This window comes from Pseudomonas rustica (genome assembly GCF_049959085.1).
GTDB lineage: Bacteria > Pseudomonadota > Gammaproteobacteria > Pseudomonadales > Pseudomonadaceae > Aquipseudomonas > Aquipseudomonas rustica.
The window spans coordinates 5,716,457-5,735,263 of the sequence record NZ_CP188200.1; the positions used below are offsets into that span (position 1 = coordinate 5,716,457).

The 18,807-nt window shown below is 60.0% G+C and carries 11 protein-coding genes; 5 read left to right on the forward strand and 6 right to left on the reverse strand.

From position 1 onward, the window contains the following. Positions 1-5: 5 nt before the first annotated feature. The 3 genes from ACP3TY_RS25935 to uvrD form a co-directional block, all read right to left on the reverse strand. Positions 6-413 carry an SMI1/KNR4 family protein gene (locus tag ACP3TY_RS25935; protein ID WP_008078852.1) on the reverse strand — a complete coding sequence of 136 codons (408 nt, stop codon included), beginning with the start codon at positions 411-413 and terminating at the stop codon, positions 6-8. Between the two features lie 139 nt (positions 414-552). Further along, positions 553-1,428 (reverse strand): Tim44 domain-containing protein, encoded by an 876-nt coding sequence (locus tag ACP3TY_RS25940; RefSeq protein WP_426618795.1) that lies wholly within the window; start codon positions 1,426-1,428, stop codon positions 553-555. 296 nt (positions 1,429-1,724) lie between these two features. Beyond that, the gene (gene uvrD / locus ACP3TY_RS25945) at positions 1,725-3,908 is read right to left on the reverse strand and encodes a DNA helicase II (protein WP_426618796.1); all 2,184 of its coding nucleotides are present in this window, start codon (positions 3,906-3,908) and stop codon (positions 1,725-1,727) included. Between the two features lie 257 nt (positions 3,909-4,165). On the opposite strand from uvrD, the gene ACP3TY_RS25950 reads away from it, so the two are divergent. The 3 genes from ACP3TY_RS25950 to ACP3TY_RS25960 all read left to right on the forward strand — a co-directional run bounded on the left by ACP3TY_RS25950 (position 4,166) and on the right by ACP3TY_RS25960 (position 8,387). After that, entirely contained in the window at positions 4,166-7,036 is a 2,871-nt protein-coding gene (locus ACP3TY_RS25950) for a putative bifunctional diguanylate cyclase/phosphodiesterase (protein WP_212545391.1), read from the forward strand. Positions 7,037-7,163: 127 nt separating this feature from the next. Next, a complete protein-coding gene (gene hexR / locus ACP3TY_RS25955; RefSeq protein ID WP_053125183.1) occupies positions 7,164-8,030 on the forward strand; it encodes a transcriptional regulator HexR in 867 nt (288 codons plus the stop codon). A 153-nt stretch (positions 8,031-8,183) separates the two neighbouring features. Continuing rightward, positions 8,184-8,387 carry a PA3496 family putative envelope integrity protein gene (locus ACP3TY_RS25960; RefSeq protein ID WP_082341506.1) on the forward strand — a complete coding sequence of 68 codons (204 nt, stop codon included), beginning with the start codon at positions 8,184-8,186 and terminating at the stop codon, positions 8,385-8,387. Here the strand turns inward: ACP3TY_RS25960 and ACP3TY_RS25965 are convergent. Next, complete coding sequence (locus ACP3TY_RS25965; protein ID WP_159813193.1) at positions 8,329-9,291, reverse strand: LysR family transcriptional regulator; 963 nt, start codon at positions 9,289-9,291, stop codon at positions 8,329-8,331. The genes ACP3TY_RS25960 and ACP3TY_RS25965 overlap by 59 nt on opposite strands. A gap of 190 nt (positions 9,292-9,481) precedes the next feature. Here ACP3TY_RS25965 and ACP3TY_RS25970 point away from each other — a divergent pair, with 190 nt between their 5' ends. Beyond that, entirely contained in the window at positions 9,482-10,897 is a 1,416-nt protein-coding gene (locus ACP3TY_RS25970; RefSeq protein WP_053125176.1) for an acetyl-CoA carboxylase biotin carboxylase subunit, read from the forward strand. A gap of 101 nt (positions 10,898-10,998) precedes the next feature. Continuing rightward, positions 10,999-12,807: a sodium-extruding oxaloacetate decarboxylase subunit alpha gene (gene oadA / locus ACP3TY_RS25975; RefSeq protein ID WP_159813191.1), complete on the forward strand. Its 1,809-nt coding sequence runs from the start codon at positions 10,999-11,001 to the stop codon at positions 12,805-12,807. 289 nt (positions 12,808-13,096) lie between these two features. On the opposite strand, the gene ACP3TY_RS25980 is transcribed toward oadA, so the two are convergent. Beyond that, positions 13,097-15,571 carry an autotransporter domain-containing protein gene (locus ACP3TY_RS25980; protein WP_426618797.1) on the reverse strand — a complete coding sequence of 825 codons (2,475 nt, stop codon included), beginning with the start codon at positions 15,569-15,571 and terminating at the stop codon, positions 13,097-13,099. 197 nt (positions 15,572-15,768) lie between these two features. Continuing rightward, entirely contained in the window at positions 15,769-18,726 is a 2,958-nt protein-coding gene (locus tag ACP3TY_RS25985; RefSeq protein WP_426618798.1) for an autotransporter outer membrane beta-barrel domain-containing protein, read from the reverse strand. Positions 18,727-18,807: the final 81 nt, after the last annotated feature.

Below are 18,807 nucleotides of genomic sequence, written 5' to 3' on the forward strand. Positions count from 1 at the left end.
GCCGATCAGCTTTCCAGCCAGACGTCCCGCGCCCAGTGCCACACCGATTCCCAGGACTCTTCGGTGATCAACTCTTCTTCGCCCGACCACAGCACCACGGTGCCGTCTTCTTCGACGCAGTAGTAGTTCTCACCGTCCTGGCAGATCGGGATCAGGTCACGCGGTACGCCGATGTCCCACGCATTGGCCGCAACATCCGGCAAATAGGTGTGCGACTGCGGGTCGGTGACGGTTACCGGTTCCAGGCTGCCGTAGACCACATCGCTGACGGTCAGCAAAAATTCTTTGAAGACAAACGGGATGTTGATGAAGAGTTCTTCTTCGACTTCCACCAGTTGGTCTTCGTCAGGCAACTCCAATGGAACCGGTACGGGTTCGTTGGCTTCGCGCAGTTGTTCGATGATTTCTTCCACGTCCGGGATCCTCTTGCTTGAATGGCGCGGTTTATATGGGCCGGTTTATACAGTAGCTCGCTATAGATGCAACCGCGAAATAGAAAACCCCAGCCGAGGCTGGGGTTTTTTATTACAGCAAGTGAACCGCGCGAGGGGATCAGCCGTTCTGGCGGATACCGGCGACCAGCCAAGGCTGGTTCTCGCCCTGCGGACGTTCCATGTTCCAGCTTTCGCTGAACACTTCGCCCTGATCGAAGCGCGAGGACTTCGACACACCGTTGAAGGTCAGGGTGGCGATGGTCTTGTCGGCACGGTCATCCACGCCATCCAGTTGAACCTGGAGGTTGTCGATGTAGGTCGACTGGAACGCGTCGCCCAGATCCGCACGCTCACGCTTGAGGAACTCGAGCATTTGCGGGGTCACGAACTCGGCGATCTTGTCCATTTCGTTGGCGTCCCAGTGCTGCTGCAGCGACTGGAAGTGGCTGCGTGCAGCTTCAAGGAAGTTCTGCTCGTTGAACCAGGCTGGCGCGTTGATCACCGGACGGACGGCAGCAGGTGCAGCCGAACCACCGAAGATCGAACCCATGGCCGCAGGCTTCTGCTCGAACACTTCACGCTGCATTGGCGCGCCGGCTGGAGCCAAGTGCTCCTGCTGCTTGCGTCGACGTGCGGCGATGAAGCGGAAGATCACGAACGCGATCACGGCCATGATCAGGATGTCGAAGATCTGCATGCCCTGGAAGCCGCCGCCCATGAACATGGAAGCGAGCAGACCACCGGCAGCGATACCGGCCAGTGGGCCGAGCCATTTCGAAGCACCGCCGGCCTTGGCCGCGGCGCCTGCGGCACCGGCAGCACCAGCGGTCGCCGCAGCGCCGCCCATGCCTGGAGAAGAAGGAGCCATCTGGCTGGTCTGGTGCGACGGCGCAGCGCCGGCGCTTTTGCCACCACCAAAGCGCTTGGCGTTGGCGTCGAGGCTCATCGTCAGGCCGATGCACAACGCCATGGCGATGCTAAGAAAACGTTTCATAAAGGGATTTCCCGTTTGTGGAGACACGCGCGCCATGTTGCACAGCTGAAGTGTTACTGGCTAGCGAGAGAGTGTTTCGGGCTTTTGCCTGACAGGTTGCGTTCAGCTTCGCGAGGCAATCAGCGGATGTACTTTTGGCTGTAGGAAAAGGGGATTGGTTCAGAGTGATTTGGGAGGTAGGGCGCAGAACCTGTGGGAGCGAGCCTGCTCGCGAAAGCCACACCGCGGTATATAAGATTAACCGCGGTGATTTCATTCGCGAGCAGGCTCGCTCCCACAGAAAAGCGAAACCGGCTTTAGATCGCTTCCAACTTGGCGTAACCCAGCATCAGCCACTTGCTGCCTTCGCTGAAGTTCACCTGCACCCGTGCCTGCGCACCCGCGCCTTCGAAGTTAAGGATCACGCCCTCACCAAAGATCGAATGGCGTACCGCCTGGCCCAGACTCAACCCGGTTTCCGGAATTTCACTGCCGGCGAACAGGTTGCTGCCGCTCATCGACTGATTGCCGCCGAACGGTCGGCTGACGCTGTTCGACAATCGGACTTCCTGAATCAGACCTTTCGGCACTTCGCGTACGAAACGCGAGACCTTGTTGTAGGTTTCGCTCCCGTACAAGCGGCGAGTTTCCGCGTAGGTCATCACCAGATTCTGCATCGCCCGGGTGATGCCGACGTAAGCCAGACGCCGTTCTTCTTCAAGACGTCCCGGTTCTTCCAGGCTCATCTTGTGCGGGAACAGGCCTTCTTCCATGCCCACGAGGAACACGTAGGGGAATTCCAGACCTTTGGCACTGTGCAGCGTCATTAACTGAATGCTGTCTTCGTGCTCGTCAGCCTGGGTGTCGCCGGCCTCCAGCGAAGCGTGGCCGAGGAATGCCGCCAGTGGCGTCAGCTCTTCGTCTTCTTCGTTGTTCTCGAAGTTGCGCGCGGCGCTGACCAATTCCTCAAGGTTTTCTACCCGAGCCTGGCCCTTTTCGCCTTTCTCCGCTTCGTGATAAGCGATGAGGCCGGATTGCTCGATGACGGTTTGCGTCATCAAGTGCAGCGGCATCTCGGCGCACTTGGCGGCGAGGTTCTCGATCAGCTCGATAAACGCGCCCAAAGCTCCCGCCGCACGACCGGTCAGGCCTTTATTAGCGACCAGCAGGCGCATGGCTTCCCACATCGACACATCGCTGTGACGTGCGTGCTCGCGGATGGCTTCGACGGTTTTCTCACCGATGCCACGGGCCGGAACGTTGATCACCCGTTCCAGCGCCGCGTCGTTACCGCGACCTTCGAGCAAACGCAGGTACGCCATGGCGTTCTTGATTTCCGCACGCTCGAAGAAGCGCTGACCGCCATAGATGCGATACGGAATACGCTCGCGCAGCAAGGCTTCTTCCAAAACGCGCGATTGGGCGTTGGAGCGATAGAGAATCGCGATATCGCTACGAGCAAGGCCGGTTTTCAGCGCGCTTTCAATGGTTTCGACAACGTAGCGTGCTTCGTCGTGTTCGTTGAACGCGGCGTACAGATTGATCGCCTCGCCATCGCCGCCGTCCGTCCACAGCTCTTTGCCGAGGCGTCCTGTGTTGTTGGCGATCAAGGCGTTGGCAGCCTTGAGGATGCCGGCGGTGGAGCGGTAGTTCTGCTCAAGACGAATGGTCACTGAGTCGGCGAAGTCGGACGAGTACTGATGAATGTTCTCGATCTTCGCGCCGCGCCAGCCGTAAATCGACTGGTCATCGTCGCCGACCACCATCAGGCTGTCGCCGCCCTTGCCGAGCAGGCGCAACCAGGCGTACTGCACGGCGTTGGTGTCCTGGAACTCGTCCACCAGAATGTGGCGGAAGCGCTTTTGGTAGTGCGCCAACAGGCCCGGATGATCGCGCCAAAGGTCGAGGGCACGCAGCAGCAATTCGGAGAAATCGATAACACCGGCGCGCAGGCACGCCGCCTCGTAGGCTTCGTAAATGCTGCGCATGGTTGCCAGGTACAAATCGCCGCTGGCCTGAATATGTTGCGGCCGCAGACCTTCGTCTTTCTGGCCGTTGATGAACCACTGCGCCTGACGGGCCGGCCAGCGTTGCTCGTCGAGACCCAGCTCGCGGATCACCCGCTTGACCAGCCGTTGCTGGTCGTCGCTGTCGAGAATCTGGAAAGTCTGGCTCAAACCCGCTTCCTGCCAGTGCGCCCGCAACAAGCGGTGCGCCAGGCCGTGGAAGGTGCCGACCCACATGCCGGCCGGGTTGATCCCCAGCAACTGCTCGATGCGGTGACGCATCTCGGCAGCGGCCTTGTTGGTGAAGGTCACCGACAGAATGGAGTGGGGCGAGGCGCTTTCGACCTGGATCAACCAGGCGATACGGTGCACCAGCACTCGGGTTTTACCGGAGCCAGCACCGGCCAGGACCAACTGACGGCCAACGGAGGCTGCTACAGCCTGGCGTTGGGCATCGTTGAGGGAGTTCAGCAGAAGGGAGAGATCATCGCGCATCGGGGCATTCTAGGGTGCGCCGCAGGCCCGGGCAAACCGAGCTTTGCATTAGCCGATGAAAGTGCTGCCAATGACGACCGGTCGGTCACCGGCGACAGCCGTTGGCCCGCTTGGCTCTGCGGGTTTCAACGGTGCCTGAGGGGGGAAAAGTTTTGCGCAAATTATGATCTGGCGTGGTTTGGCAAGTTGATCGGCTTGTGTATGCTCCGTCCACGTTTCGGGCGCACGCCCTCCTTATAAGAACAAGAACGTTGCCCATGACCCTCAGCTCCGAACTGTCGGGCCCCTCTGTGGAACCCCGGGTTATCCGCAAGCACTACGCCACCGAGATGGCGGTCGAGCGCACGCGCCTGCTGTATCAGGGTTCTTTATTGCCCACGCTGTTCATGTTGATCAATGGTCTGGTCTGCGCCGGTTTGCTCTGGAGCCCGCAGCGCTACTTCGTGGTCAGTATTTGGCTGGTGTGGTTGCTGTCGCTGGTCGCCCTGCGGGTGATCCAAGTGGCCGCGTTCGATTCCGCCATTCCCAACCGACAGGCGCAGCCGATCTGGCGGCGAATGTTCCTGCTCGGCTCAACGATGACCGGCCTGACACTGGCCGGCGCCGGCATCGCTCTGGTGCCCGCCGACAACTTCATGCAGCAAGCCTGGGTGTTCGGCCTGATTGGCGCCGCGACGTTGTCGGCCAGTGTCGCGTACGCGGTGAGTCTGCCCGCGTTTTTGTCCTTCACTTTGCCGTGTCTGTTGCCAGCGATCGGCTATCTGTTTTGGGGCGGCGACGAGCAGGCGCGCGGTTGGGGCTGGCTCGGGTTGATCTTGCTCGGCTCGCTGAGTGTGGTGGCGTGGCAGGTCAATCGGCTGATCGATCGCGGCTTGCTGCGGCGCTTTCAGAATCAGCACCTCATTGAACACCTGCAACAGACCCAATCCCGTAGCGAGCAACTCAATCAGGAACTGGCCAAGGAGATCGACCACCGGCGCTGTGCCGAGGGCAAGTTGCGTGAAGCCCAGGTCGCCCTTGAGGATCGTGTTGCCCAGCGCAGCCGCGAGCTGGACGCCGCCAATCAGGCCCTGAGCAAAAGCGAAGCGCGGCTGGCGCTGGCGTTGAAAGCCAGTGAGCTGGGGTTGTGGGACTGGAACCTGCAAACCGACGAAGTCCATCACACGCAGATTCAGGAACTGTTCGGCCTCGCCCCGGAATACGTCACGGCGCTGCTGCGCGATCTCAAACCGCGATTGCACCCCGAAGACGTGCCGAACCTCAAACTCGCGCTGACCGAGCATTTAAAGGGCCGCACCGAGGATTATCAGATTGAGTACCGCGTGCGTCATGGCGACGGTCATTGGGTGTGGATCGAAGACCGTGGCCGCGCGGTGGAGCGCAGTGACAGCGGACGCGTGATCCGCATGGTCGGCACCCGCCGCGACATCAGCGTCAGTAAAAGCCTCGAAGAACAGCAACGACTGGCGGCGACGGTTTTTGAAGCGGCCAGCGAAGGCATCGTCATTCTCGACCCGAACTACGCACTGATCGCGATCAATCAGGCGTTCAGTCGTGTCACCGGTTACGACATCGACGACATGCTCGGGCGCAATGTCGTCGAACTGCCGTGCAGCCGCGATGCGCGCCGTCATTACGTGGCGATCCGTCATGCACTGGAGCAGCACGGCAGTTGGCAGGGTGAGTTGGTCGAGACGCGCAAGAACGGCGAGCTGTATCCGCAGTGGCTGCAATTGAATGCGGTGCGCGACAGTCGCGGTAATGTCAGCCATATCGTCGGCTTCTTCGCCGATCTCTCCGCGCGACGCGAATCCGAAGAGCGCATGCGTTACCTGACCCATTACGACGAACTCACCGGGTTGGCCAATCGCTCGCTGTTCCGCGAACGTCTGCACGAAGCGCATCAGCGTTCACGTCAGGGGCGGCGCAGTCTGGCGTTGCTGCACATCAATTTGGATCGCTTCAAATTGCTCAACGACAGTCTCGGCCATGAAGTCGCTGACCAGTTGTTGCAGAAGATGGCGCGGCGGCTGGTCAACGCGTTGCCGGAGGCCGACACCATTGCGCGTTTGTCCGGCGATGAATTTGCGGTGCTGTTCGACGCTTACGGCAACTTGTCGAGTCTGGCACGGGTCGCTACGCGATTGTCGGCCAAGCTGCGTTTGCCGCTGACGGTTGAAGGGCATGAACTGGTGGTCAGCGCCTCGATGGGCATCAGCATGCTGCCGGACAACGCGCGGGAAATTGCTGCGCTGGTCAGTCAGTCGAACATGGCCATGCAACACGCCAAACACCTCGGCGGCAACAACTTCCAGTTCTACACCGAGAGCCTGCAAGCCAGCACCCTCGAGCGTTTGCAGCTGGAAAACCAGCTGCGCAAAGCCATCGAGGACAAGCAGCTCAAAGTGTTTTACCAGCCGAAGCTGTGCCTCGAATCGGGGCGCTTGAACGCGGCGGAAGCACTGGTGCGCTGGGATCATCCGACCATGGGCCGGGTGCCTCCGGGGGATTTTATCGGGCTGGCCGAGGAAACCGGATTGATCGGGCCGATCGGCGAATTCGTCCTGCGTCAGGCTTGCTGGCAGGCGTGCGAATGGCAGCGGCAAGGGCTGGAGCCGATCCGCGTTTCGGTGAACCTCTCGGTGCATCAATTGCGTCAGGGCAAACTGGTCAGTCTGGTGCGCCAAGTGCTGGAGGAAACCGGTCTGGCGCCGCACTACCTCGAACTGGAACTGACCGAAAGCCAGTTGCTCGACAGCGTCGAACACATCATCGCGACCTTCCAGCAACTGCGCGATCTGGGCGTGAAACTGGCGATCGACGACTTCGGTACCGGCTATTCGTCATTGAGTTATCTCAAGCGTATTCCGGTGGATTACGTGAAGATCGATCAGGCGTTCATACGCGGATTGGGCGAGGGCAGTGAGGATGCGGCGATCACCCGCGCGATCATTGCCATGGCCCACGGGCTGTCGCTGAAAGTGGTCGCGGAGGGCGTTGAACGGCAGGATCAGCTGGAATTTTTACGCGCCGAACGTTGCGATGAGGTGCAGGGCTATCTGATCAGTCGTCCGGTGGAGGCTGCCGGTCTGGCCGGGCTTTTGCGCAATCAGGAAAAACCGCTTTAAGGGCTACATGCACCCCATCGCGCCTGATATGGGGACATGGAGTTACGCATTGAGCAGGCAAAAAGCCAATTCATGTAGTATAACTACAAGCGTGCTACATCCTTGCCCATAAGAAGAGTCCAGCCCCTTGAATCTGCTGCAACACATCGCCCAGTCACGTCACCTGTTACGCAAGTCGGAGCTCAAGGTCGCCGACCACGTGCTGCTTGACCCTGCGGCCGTGATGCACAGTTCCATGGCCGACCTGGCCCACAACGTCGGCATCAGTGAACCGACCATCGTGCGCTTCTGTCGCGCCATCGGTTGCTCCGGTTTTCAGGATCTCAAACTGAAGTTAGCGCAGAGCCTTGCGGCCGGTGCCAGCTTCGGTCAGTTCGCGATCCACGAAGACGACTCGGTTGCCGATTACAGCCTGAAGATTTTCGACACCACGTTGCACACGTTGATGGAGGTTCGCGAGAAGCTCGATCCGATTGAGTTGCAGCGCGCGGTGACGCTGATGTCGCAGGCGCAGCGCGTCGAGTTCTATGGTTTTGGCGCGTCGGGCGCAGTGGCCGCGGATGCGCAGCACAAGTTCTTCCGGTTGTTGCTGACCGCAGCGGCGTATTCCGATCCGCACATGCAGGCGATGTCGGCGGTGACGTTGAAGCCGACCGATGTGGCGATCTGTATTTCCCAGTCCGGGCGCTCCAAGGATTTGCTGATCACCGCCAATCTGGTGCGTGAGAGCGGGGCGTCGTTGATTACCTTGTGCCCGAGCCAGACGCCGTTGGCCGAGTTGTCGACGGTGAATCTGGCGATCGATGTGCATGAAGACACTGAGATCTATACGCCGCTGACCTCGCGTATCGCGCACTTGGTGGTGATTGATGTGTTGGCGATGGGCGTGGCCATGGCGCGTGGGCCGAGCCTGGTTAACCACCTCAAGAGCGTGAAGCGCAGTTTGCGTAGTTTGCGTTTGTCGCCCAAGGCAGCCAAAGCTCTGGATGATTAAGATCAAAAGATCGCAGCCTTCGGCAGCTCCTACATTGACCGTGTAGGAGCTGCCGAAGGCTGCGATCTTTTGCTTTGTTGTCGGCAACTTTCATCAAACCGTCATCCCCGCCGCCTATCGTGAAACTCCCGTCATCGCCTTGGGAGACTCGAAATGGCTCAGCCCTACGAAGAACGCAACAGCGCCGCGAAAACCCGTCGTCAGCAGGAAGACCAGCGCCGCATGGAATTTCGCCGCGCTATCGAAGATCGCTTCGAACTCCGTCAGCTTCAAGCCGAAATCGGCGACTTTCCCGACATCACTCACTGGCAGGCGGCACCCGTAGCTTCCCGTCGAAGCGCTCAACCAGCGCGCTGATCTGCACGCGTTCGCTGCGGATAAACGCCAGGAAGGCGTGCGCCACCGGTGACAAGCGTTTGGCTTTCGCTTGCACCAGGCACCAGCTACGGAACAGCGGCAATTCCTCGACCGGCAGCTCGACGAGCCCGCCGGTCGCCAGCTCCAGGTTCAGGGCGTGGCGCGTCAACAGCGCCAGGCCCAGACCCGCTTGCACACATTCACGCTGCGCTTCGGCCGACGCCACTTCCTGAGTCTGAGTGAAGTGCACGCGTTTCTCTTTGAAATACTCTTCACACGCCAATCGCGTACCCGAGCCCGGCTCGCGGATCAGCAGCGTGTAAGGTTCCAGATCCTGTAGACGCAGCGGGCCCATGTGCGCCAACGGGTGATCCGGGCGCGCCACGGCAACAATCGGGTTGTTGAGGAATGGCAAAAATTCCAGGCCCATGTCCTGCGGCACCATCGACATGATCACCAGATCATCACGGTTATCGGACAGCCTGCGAATGACCTGGCCACGGTTGACTACGGTCAGTTGCAGGTTCACTTCCGGGTGCTGGCGTTTGAACGCGGCGAACAGGTGCGGAACGAAATATTTGGCGCTGGATTCCACCGCCAGTTTCAGCTGACCTTGCAGCGAACCCTGCATGTCCGACAGCTGCATATCGAGGTTTTCCAGACGCCCGAAAATATCCCGACTGGCGCGCTGAAGGGCTTCAGCGGCTTCGGTCATGTAGAGTTTTTTGCCGACATAATCGAATAATGGCTGGCCGATCAGCTCTTCCAACTGCTTTATTTGCAGGCTGACCGCCGGTTGGGTGAGCGACATTTCATCCGCGGCGCGGCTGTAAGAGCGTAAATCACACACCTCATTGAAGATCTGCAGCTGACGCAATGTCATACGCATCAAGGACTTACGCATTTTATTCGGGCTCGGCACGCGGGTAGATGTTTGAACTATAAGTCTTTACTTATGGCTAACCCAATTATTATTCATTTTTGTTAATCCCTTATGAGCGCTAGTGTGGATCTGCGACTAAATTGAAACATTTGGTCACGCGTCGACCTGGGTCTAGCAGGTCGTGGTGCCACCGGCTCAAGGGAACCTCCAAGTGATAACAAAGATCCTGATCGCCAACCGTGGTGAGATTGCCGTACGAATCGTGCGAGCCTGCGCCGAAATGGGCATTCGCTCGGTTGCGATTTTTTCCGACGCCGACCGCCATGCGCTGCATGTGAAGCGCGCGGATGAGGCCCACAGCATCGGTGCCGAGCCACTGGCCGGTTATCTGAACCCGCGCAAACTGGTGAACCTCGCCGTGGAAACTGGTTGCGATGCCCTGCATCCCGGCTACGGTTTCCTTTCGGAAAACGCCGAACTGGCTGATATCTGCGCCGAACGCGGGATCAAGTTCATTGGCCCGTCGGCAGAAGTCATTCGCCGCATGGGCGACAAGACCGAAGCGCGCCGCAGCATGATCAAGGCCGGCGTACCGGTCACGCCGGGCACTGAAGGCAACGTCGCCGACATCGAAGAAGCTTTGGTCGAGGGCGACCGCATCGGTTATCCGGTGATGCTCAAGGCCACCTCCGGTGGTGGCGGCCGTGGTATCCGTCGCTGCAACAGCCGTGAAGAACTCGAACAGAATTTCCCTCGGGTGATTTCCGAAGCGACCAAGGCGTTCGGTTCTGCCGAGGTGTTCCTGGAAAAATGCATCGTCAATCCCAAGCACATCGAAGCGCAGATCCTCGGCGACAGCTTCGGCAACGTCGTGCACCTGTTCGAGCGTGATTGCTCGATCCAGCGTCGCAACCAGAAGCTCATCGAGATCGCCCCGAGCCCGCAACTGACCCCGGAGCAGCGCGCCTACATCGGCGACCTGTCCGTGCGTGCGGCCAAGGCAGTGGGTTACGAGAACGCCGGCACCGTGGAGTTCCTGCTCGCCGAGGGCGAGGTGTACTTCATGGAGATGAACACTCGGGTGCAGGTGGAACACACCATCACCGAAGAAATCACCGGGATCGACATCGTCCGCGAACAGATTCGCATCGCCTCCGGCCTGCCGCTGTCGGTGAAGCAGGAAGACATTCAGCACCGTGGTTTCGCGTTGCAGTTCCGTATCAACGCCGAAGACCCGAAGAACAACTTCCTGCCGAGCTTCGGCAAGATCACCCGTTACTACGCCCCCGGTGGCCCGGGCGTGCGCACCGACACAGCGATCTACACCGGCTACACCATCCCGCCGTTCTACGACTCGATGTGCCTGAAACTGGTGGTCTGGGCACTGACCTGGGAAGAGGCGATGGATCGTGGCCTGCGCGCACTGGACGACATGCGTCTGCAAGGCGTGAAGACCACCGCCGCGTACTACCAGGAAATCCTGCGCAACCCGGAATTCCGTAGCGGCCAGTTCAATACCAGCTTCGTTGAAAGCCACCCTGAACTGACCAACTACTCGATCAAGCGCAAACCCGAAGAGCTGGCCTTGGCCATCGCCGCCGCCATCGCCGCCCACGCAGGCCTATGAATGAAACAGCTGCGAGCTTTTAGCTGCAAGCGGCAAGTAAAAGCAGATTGGCTTTTTCTTGCAGCTTTTAGCTTGAAGCTTGCCGCTATGAGGAGATACCAATGACTAAGAAGATCTTCGTTACCGACACCATCCTGCGCGACGCTCACCAATCGCTGCTCGCCACCCGCATGCGCACCGAAGACATGCTGCCGATCTGCGACAAGCTCGACAAAGTCGGCTACTGGTCGCTGGAGTGCTGGGGCGGCGCGACGTTCGACGCGTGTGTGCGCTTTCTGAAAGAAGACCCGTGGGAGCGTCTGCGCCAACTGCGCGCGGCACTGCCTAACACGCGTCTGCAAATGCTCCTGCGCGGCCAGAACCTGTTGGGCTACCGTCACTACAGCGACGACGTGGTCAAAGCCTTCGTCGCCAAAGCTGCCGTCAACGGCATCGACGTGTTCCGCATCTTCGATGCGATGAACGACGTGCGTAACTTGCGCGTAGCCATCGAAGCGGTGAAAGCGGCCGGCAAACATGCCCAAGGCACCATCGCTTACACCACCAGCCCGGTGCACACCATCGACGCGTTCGTCACCCAGGCCAAGCAAATGGAAGCCATGGGTTGCGACTCGGTGGCGATCAAGGACATGGCCGGTCTGCTGACACCGTACGCCACTGGCGAACTGGTTCGCGCACTGAAAGCCGAGCAGTCGCTGCCGGTGTTCATCCACTCGCACGACACGGCTGGTCTGGCGACCATGTGCCAGCTCAAGGCCATCGAAAACGGCGCCGACCACATCGACACCGCCATCTCCAGCTTCGCATCGGGCACCAGCCACCCTGGCACCGAGTCGATGGTCGCTGCGCTCAAGGGCACCGAGTTCGACACCGGCCTGAACCTCGAACTGCTGCAAGAGATCGGCCTGTACTTCTACGCCGTGCGCAAGAAGTACCACCAGTTTGAAAGCGAATTCACCGCCGTCGACACCCGCGTGCAAGTCAACCAGGTGCCGGGCGGGATGATCTCCAACCTCGCGAACCAGTTGAAAGAGCAGGGCGCTCTCAACCGCATGGGCGAAGTGCTCGCGGAAATCCCGCGCGTGCGTGAAGACCTCGGCTTCCCGCCGCTGGTGACCCCGACTTCGCAGATCGTCGGCACTCAGGCGTTCTTCAACGTGCTGGCCGGCGAGCGCTACAAGACCATCACCAACGAAGTGAAGCTCTACTTGCAAGGCGGCTACGGCAAGGCGCCGGGCGTGGTCAACGAGAAGCTGCGTCGTCAGGCGATCGGCAGCGAAGAAGTCATCGACGTGCGTCCGGCCGATCTGCTCAAGCCGGAAATGACCAAGCTGCGTGCCGACATCGGTGCACTGGCCAAGTCCGAAGAAGACGTGCTGACCTTTGCGATGTTCCCGGACATCGGCCGCAAGTTCCTCGAAGAGCGTGCCGCCGGCACCCTGACCCCTGAAGTGCTGCTGCCGATTCCTGAAGCGGGCGGTGTGACCAAGGCGGGCGGGGAAGGCGTACCGACCGAGTTCGTCATCGACGTCCACGGCGAAACCTACCGCGTCGACATCACCGGTGTCGGTGTTAAAGCGGAAGGCAAACGTCACTTCTACCTGTCCATCGACGGCATGCCGGAAGAAGTGGTGTTCGAACCGCTCAACGAATTCGTCGGCGGTGGCAGCAGCAAGCGCAAGCAAGCTTCGGCACCGGGCCACGTCAGCACCACCATGCCGGGCAACATCGTCGATGTGCTGGTCAAGGAAGGCGACACCGTCAAGGCTGGCCAGGCTGTACTGATCACCGAAGCGATGAAGATGGAAACCGAAGTCCAGGCAGCGATTGCCGGCAAGGTCACCGCGATTCATGTGGCCAAGGGTGATCGGGTCAATCCGGGCGAAATCCTGATCGAGATCGAAGGCTGAGATAACCGCCGCGATTCAACGCTTTAAACCTCGGGGGGGCATGTGCTCCCCTTTTTTTGCTTTTTTTCTCTGTAGGAGCTGCCGCAGGCTGCGATCTTTTGATGTTGTTTTTTAAGGGCAAGATCAAAAGATCGCAGCCTGCGGCAGCTCCTACAGGGGGATTTGCGGGTGGCGCAGAACCTTGTAGGAGCAGAGCTTGCTCGCGAAAGCGGTGTGTCAGTTGCAGCAAAAACTGGCTGACATTCCCTCTTCGCTGGCAAGCCCGCTCCCACAACAGCCCATCAGATCGTTAGAACGCCATGCGCCATTGGCCCATCACGCCAGTGTTGCGGCTGTCGGAGGCGATGTCGCCGGTGACGCCCATGCCCAACGTATGACTGGCGGACAGCGCCAGATCGAGGCCGGCATCCAGCGACAAACTGTTGCGATCCAGTTGCGCCCCAGCGATTTCGAAGCCGATCCCGCCGTTCAGCAACTGCTGGCGAGTGTGCATGTCGAGTTCGCCGTAGGTGTGTTTCCAACCCGCACTCAGACGCGGCGTCAGTTGCATGCCGTTGTCGAGATTGTTGGTTTTTGCCATGCGCAAACCGAAGGTACTGCTCAGGTTTTTTTGTGACTGCCCGTGAACCTTCAACGCCGCGTCGCCACCTTTTTCGCTGTAACTGTCACGCTGGTAGCGCTGGTAACCGAGATTGGCGAAGGGCTCGAGTGTGAAATCGCCTTGGCCGAAGTCGTAACCCAGTTCGACAAAGGCCTGTTGGGTGGCGGCGTCGTAGCTGCCTTTGAGGCGATCGCTAAAACCGTTGAACGCCACCCGACGCTTGCTGCTGCCGTCATGACTGGCATAAGTGGCGCCGAGGCGCAGCGCCAGCGGGCCGTCCTGACGCACCGCGTAGGCACCGACATGCCAGCTGTCGAGATCGCCATCGGCATGGCGCGCATCGAGTTTGGTCTGCGAGTTCCCGCCGATGATCCCGACATGCCATTGCTCATCGAGACGCCAGTCAGCACCTGCGACGAGACCTTGGGTGGAGTGTTTCAGGGTGCTATCGGTGTCGCGATCGATTTTTCCGCCATTGCCCAATGCCTGAACCCAGACTCGACCGTTGCCGTCACCTGCTTTAGCCGATCTTGCATCGGTGTCGAGCTGACGCATGGCCGACAGCATGCTGTCGCTGACCGGTGACACGGCGCTTAGTGTGGCTTTGGCAAGGTTGGCGTTGCTGCCGGCGGCGAGTTGATCGAGCGCCAAAGCAGCGGTGTTTCTGTTACTGCCGAGCAGGGCGACGAGGGCTTGGTTCGCAGGTGCGATCGGTGCAGGAACACTGGCCGGGACGACGCTTGCAGTTGGTGCGGTTGGTGCGGTTGGTGCAGTCGTTGCAGGCGCCGCAGGAACAGCTTGAGTCGCGGCCGACGCGGAAGCCAGGACAGAGGCCGCATTTTCAGCTGGCACGGTAACCGCAACGGCAACAGGTGTTTCAGCTGTCGGGGAAGTATCAACGGGATCAGCCGTTACAGCCGAAGTAACCGCCTCGGCGGAGACGACAGTTCCGATTGAAGCGGCGGCCTCACCAGAAACAACCGAAACAGCAGTGTCCGCTGGCTCCGTAACCACCTCAGAAACCGTCGCTATCGCTGGAGCAGAAGACTCCGAAATCGCCGTTTCGATCACCGGCGTTTCCACCTGCATTCCCGTCGAATCAGCCACCACCGGCACTACTTCTGGCGGCGCGAACGGAGTGGTGGAAGCATCAAGCATCTGATCGATTTGTTTACCAATTTCGCCAGCATTTTCCGATGAGGCGGCGTTTTCAACCTTCTCTGCATTTCGGCTAAACGTCAGCCCAACCTTCTTCTCTTCGTAGTTCAGCGTCGGTGTCATGAACGCCAGATCGTTTTGAATACGGCCAAATTCCCCGACGACTTTTCCCGCTGTCAGAATCGTGTGCTGACTGCTTTTCGGGTAGTCGCCCGCCGTTGTGAGTTGCAACGTCGAATTACCCAGATCGGCCGTGCCGCTGACATTAATGGTCTTGCTGATGCCTTTCGCTTTAACCTCGTAAGCCAACGTCGCACTGGGCTTCAGGTTCAAATCGCCATTCACGGAAGGTGCGCCGAGCGCCTGATTAACTTTCAGCATTCCATGAACATTCAATGTGCCAGTTGCACCTCCACCAGCGAATTGGCCCTTTTCATCAACGTGGACTGCCCCGCCAATGATTCCCCGGTTGTTGAGGTTACCGCCAGCAGATACAAAGGCGCCTTGATTGATCCCGCCTTTATTGATCAGCGTGCCTTCGACCACGGCATGTCCAGCAATCGCACCTTCATTGGTGAAGGTAGCTTCAGGGCGCACCACAACCCCTGCGGTGAAGTCCGAGGGCGTATTTTTGACTCGAGTCCAGACACCTTGTTTGACCTCAAGGCCATGGAAGTTTCGCGTATCACCCAGCGAACCCTTGGCCGCATCAAGTTGCAGGACATTCACACCGCCGGCGCCATCCACCGGGCCTGCAAAGCTGCCTTTACCGGTGACGATGAGCAGATCACTGCGCTCACTAAAAGGCTCGGCATAACCCTTCTTGTCGATCGGTGTTTTAAGGGTGTCGGGATCGTTGATGAAGGTGTCGAGTAGCGCCGTCAGCGCGCCAGGGGTTGGCACGTTGGCAGGCGCTTCTTCGGCCTGTGTGAATTGAGCGCAGCTCACCGCGAGGGTGATGGCCAGCGCCAGTTTTTTCGGTTGGTAAAAGTGTTGAACGGGCATCAAGTAAGGCCTCTTTGACTGGAGGCCAAACTCTAAGTTGAAGGCCTGTGGGGCCGATGTCAGCTGCTTCCCACAGGCTTGCGGCTTCCTTCAGTTTCCTCCGGGGAAAATCGTCGAGACCGAAGCAACGGCTGTTTTTATCCAGCCCTTACGACGTGTTTTCCTACAATGTTTACAGATGTAACCCGCTGGCACTCTCAGAAACTCATCTGCCATTGCCCGATCAGCCCGTGATTGCGGCTGTTGCTGCCGATCTCGCCGCTGTAACCGACACCCAGCGTATGCCGCGCCGAGATGCCGACTTCCAGACCCGCTTCCAGCACCAGGCTGTCACGATCCAGCGAGCTGCCATCGACACTGAACGCGGTGCCACCGGTGACGAAAGCCTGACGCGTCGAATTGCTCACATCGCCATAGGTATGCTTCCAACCAGCCGTCATGCGCGGCGTCAGGCTCATACCGTTATCCAACGTATTCAGGTGGGCCAGACGCAAGCCGAAGGTGCTGCTGAAGTTGTCCTGGGTTTCGCTGTCGACTTGCAGCGCGGCGGCACCACCCTTTTCCTGATAGCTATCGCGGTGGTAGCGCTGGTAGCCGAGGCTGGCGAAGGGTTCGGCGTTGAGTCGACCGCTGCCCATGGCGTAGCCGAGTTCGGCGAAGGCTTGCTGACTGTCGGCGTCGTAATCGCCTTTCGGGCGATCGCTGAAACCGTTGAAGGCGACGGTGCGTTTGCTGTCCCCCTGATGGCCGCTGTACGCCGCGCCGAGACGCACTGAAATCGGGCCGTTCTGATGCAGCGCATAAACGCCGGCGTGCCAGCTCTCGACGTTGCCATCGACACCGCTGGCGTCGAGATCGGTTTTCGAATAACCGCCGAGCACACCCACGCGCCACGCCGGATTCAACGACCAGTCGGCGCCGAGCACGCTGCCCTTGGTGCGTTGTTCCAGACCGCTGCTGCCATGTTCGCCGTCGAGCTTGCCGTAGCCGCCGATGCCTTGCAGCCACAGACGGCCACGGGCGTTCGGGTCATTCAGATTGCGCGCTTCGGACGGCACGCCGTTCGCCGCCAGCACCGGTGTATCGCGCTGATCGAGGCCAACGACCAGGCCGGGACTGCCACCGATTTGTTGCATCGCCGAGAGCATGCTGTTGCCGACCTGACTGCTGGCGGCGAGGGTGGCGCTGGTCAGGTTGGCATTGCTTGCACCGGCGAGTTGTTCGATTGCGGCGCCCGCCGTGTTTTGCGAGGTATTCAGCAGCGCGTTGTACAGCGCGTTGTTGCTGCCCATCGAAGCGATGCTGTTGGCGGCATTGCGGCCATTGCCAGTGCTGGCGAACTCGTTGAACGCCACGTCGTTGCGGTTGTAACTCAGATCAACCTGCGTCGGCGTGTAGGCGAGGGTCGGCGTGAGGAACGCGTAGTCGCTGGTCACGCTGCCGAAGGTGCCGTTGATTTTCCCGGCCTGCAACACGGTGTACTGGCTTTGCCACGGATACGTGCCGGGGCCGGGATTGACCGCCAGCGTCGCGCCGTTAAGGTTGGCGGTGCCGCCGACTTGCACCGGGGCGCTGCTGCCGTCGGCGTTGACACCATAGGCGAGGGTCGAGCCGCTGCCCATATTCAAATCATGCACGACGGTTGTGCGACCGAGGCTGGTGTCGGTGCGCAAGGTACCGTTGACGTCGAGACCGCCCACCGATCCGCCGCCGGCATATACACCGCCCGCATCGACGGTGAGGTCGCCAGCGATGCTGCCCTGGTTGATCAACGTCGCGCCATTGCGCACCGCGCCACCGTCGCTGAAATCGCCGTTGCCGGTCAGCGTCCACGCGCCTTGTTTCACTTCCAGCCATTCAAAGTTGCGACTGTCGCCGAAGCTGCCGCCCGCGGCGTCGTCCATCACCACTTGGTCATCACCGCTGCCGCCATCGACCACGCCGACAAAGCGGCTGCCGTTGCGCAAGGTCAGGCTGTCGTTGCCGCCACCGAGATCCAGCGCCAGGCCATTGCTGCCGCTGATGGTGCCGCCGTTGACCACGTTGTCATCGAACTCGCCGACGAATTTCACGCCGAAACCGTTAAGGCCCTGAATGGTGCCGAAGTTCTCCAGCGTGGTCGCTGCCAGCCCTGAATTGCCGCTGCCGTCGTCGACCAGAATCGCGCTGTCGGCGCCGCTGATCAGTGCGTTTTTTGCGTTGAGAATATAGCCGCCGCCCAGCGCGATCCCTTCGCTGCCGTTGGCGAAACCACCCTTGTCCACGCCGCCCGCGCCGACGCCTTGAATGGTGCCGTAGTTTTCGATGTGGGCGATGTTGTCGATGTCCACGCCGTCGCCGTCACCGTTCGCTTGCAACCCGGAGTAAGCGCCAGTGATGGTGCCGTGGTTGATTACCGTGCCGTCACCGTCGGAACCAAACCCGGAGCCGTTGCGCCCGGTGATCTGTCCATAGTTGACCAACGTCGCGCCGAGATCGGTGGTGATGCCGTGACGACCACCGGAAATCACCCCGTAGTTGGTCACGCTGACGCCGCCAGCCGAGTCGATATCGATGCCGTCGAATTTCTCGTCGGCGTTGTGCGAATCGCCGGTAGAAATCTCGCCGTAGTTAGTGATCGTGGCGTTGGCGCCGGTCTTCATGCCGTCGCTGGCGTCGCCACGAATCAGCCCGCCCGCGCGATTGATGATGGTGGTTTTCACCCCGTCGCTGCGCAGCGCATCGAGATCCAGACCTTGGCCGGTGCTGGAGCGAATCACGCCACTGTTGTCGATCAACAGACTGCCGCTGACGAAATTGCTGTCGATGCGCAAAGCGTCGTTGGCACCGAGAATCTGCCCGCCGCTGCGGTTATAGATCGCGTAGTCGCGCGCCTTGCTTTCGTCGCCACTGCTATCGATCGCGCGGCCACCGGTGGAAACGATTTTGCCGGCGTTATCGATGACCACACCGGTGCCGCTGGTCTTGTCTTTCAGGCTGACGGTCTTGCCGCTATTGGTGATGCTGCCCGGCGCTGAAATCGTCAACGTGTCATTGCCGCCCAAGGTTTGCGCGGCGGTGGTGGCGGTGTCGATCTGAATGGTTTTGCCGTGGGCCGCCGTGGCGGAAATCAGCAAAGTGATGGCGAGGGAGAGACGCTGCGGCGGGAAGGACATGGGTGGAAGGCCTTTTTGTTATAAGCGGGCCGTCCTGTATAGCGAAGGGTTTTTACAAAATGATGTCGGTGGGTGATCTGC

Bases quoted from the DNA above. Each gene is read 5' to 3' on its own strand.
- ACP3TY_RS25940 (WP_426618795.1), bottom strand. From the start codon at position 1,428: ATGAAACGTTTTCTTAGCATCGCCATGGCGTTGTGCATCGGCCTGACG.
- uvrD (WP_426618796.1), bottom strand. From the start codon at position 3,908: ATGCGCGATGATCTCTCCCTTCTGCTGAACTCCCTCAACGATGCCCAA.
- ACP3TY_RS25950 (WP_212545391.1), top strand. From the start codon at position 4,166: ATGACCCTCAGCTCCGAACTGTCGGGCCCCTCTGTGGAACCCCGGGTT.
- ACP3TY_RS25960 (WP_082341506.1), top strand. From the start codon at position 8,184: ATGGCTCAGCCCTACGAAGAACGCAACAGCGCCGCGAAAACCCGTCGT.
- ACP3TY_RS25965 (WP_159813193.1), bottom strand. From the start codon at position 9,291: ATGCGTAAGTCCTTGATGCGTATGACATTGCGTCAGCTGCAGATCTTC.
- oadA (WP_159813191.1), top strand. From the start codon at position 10,999: ATGACTAAGAAGATCTTCGTTACCGACACCATCCTGCGCGACGCTCAC.
- ACP3TY_RS25980 (WP_426618797.1), bottom strand. From the start codon at position 15,571: ATGCCCGTTCAACACTTTTACCAACCGAAAAAACTGGCGCTGGCCATC.
- ACP3TY_RS25985 (WP_426618798.1), bottom strand. From the start codon at position 18,726: ATGTCCTTCCCGCCGCAGCGTCTCTCCCTCGCCATCACTTTGCTGATT.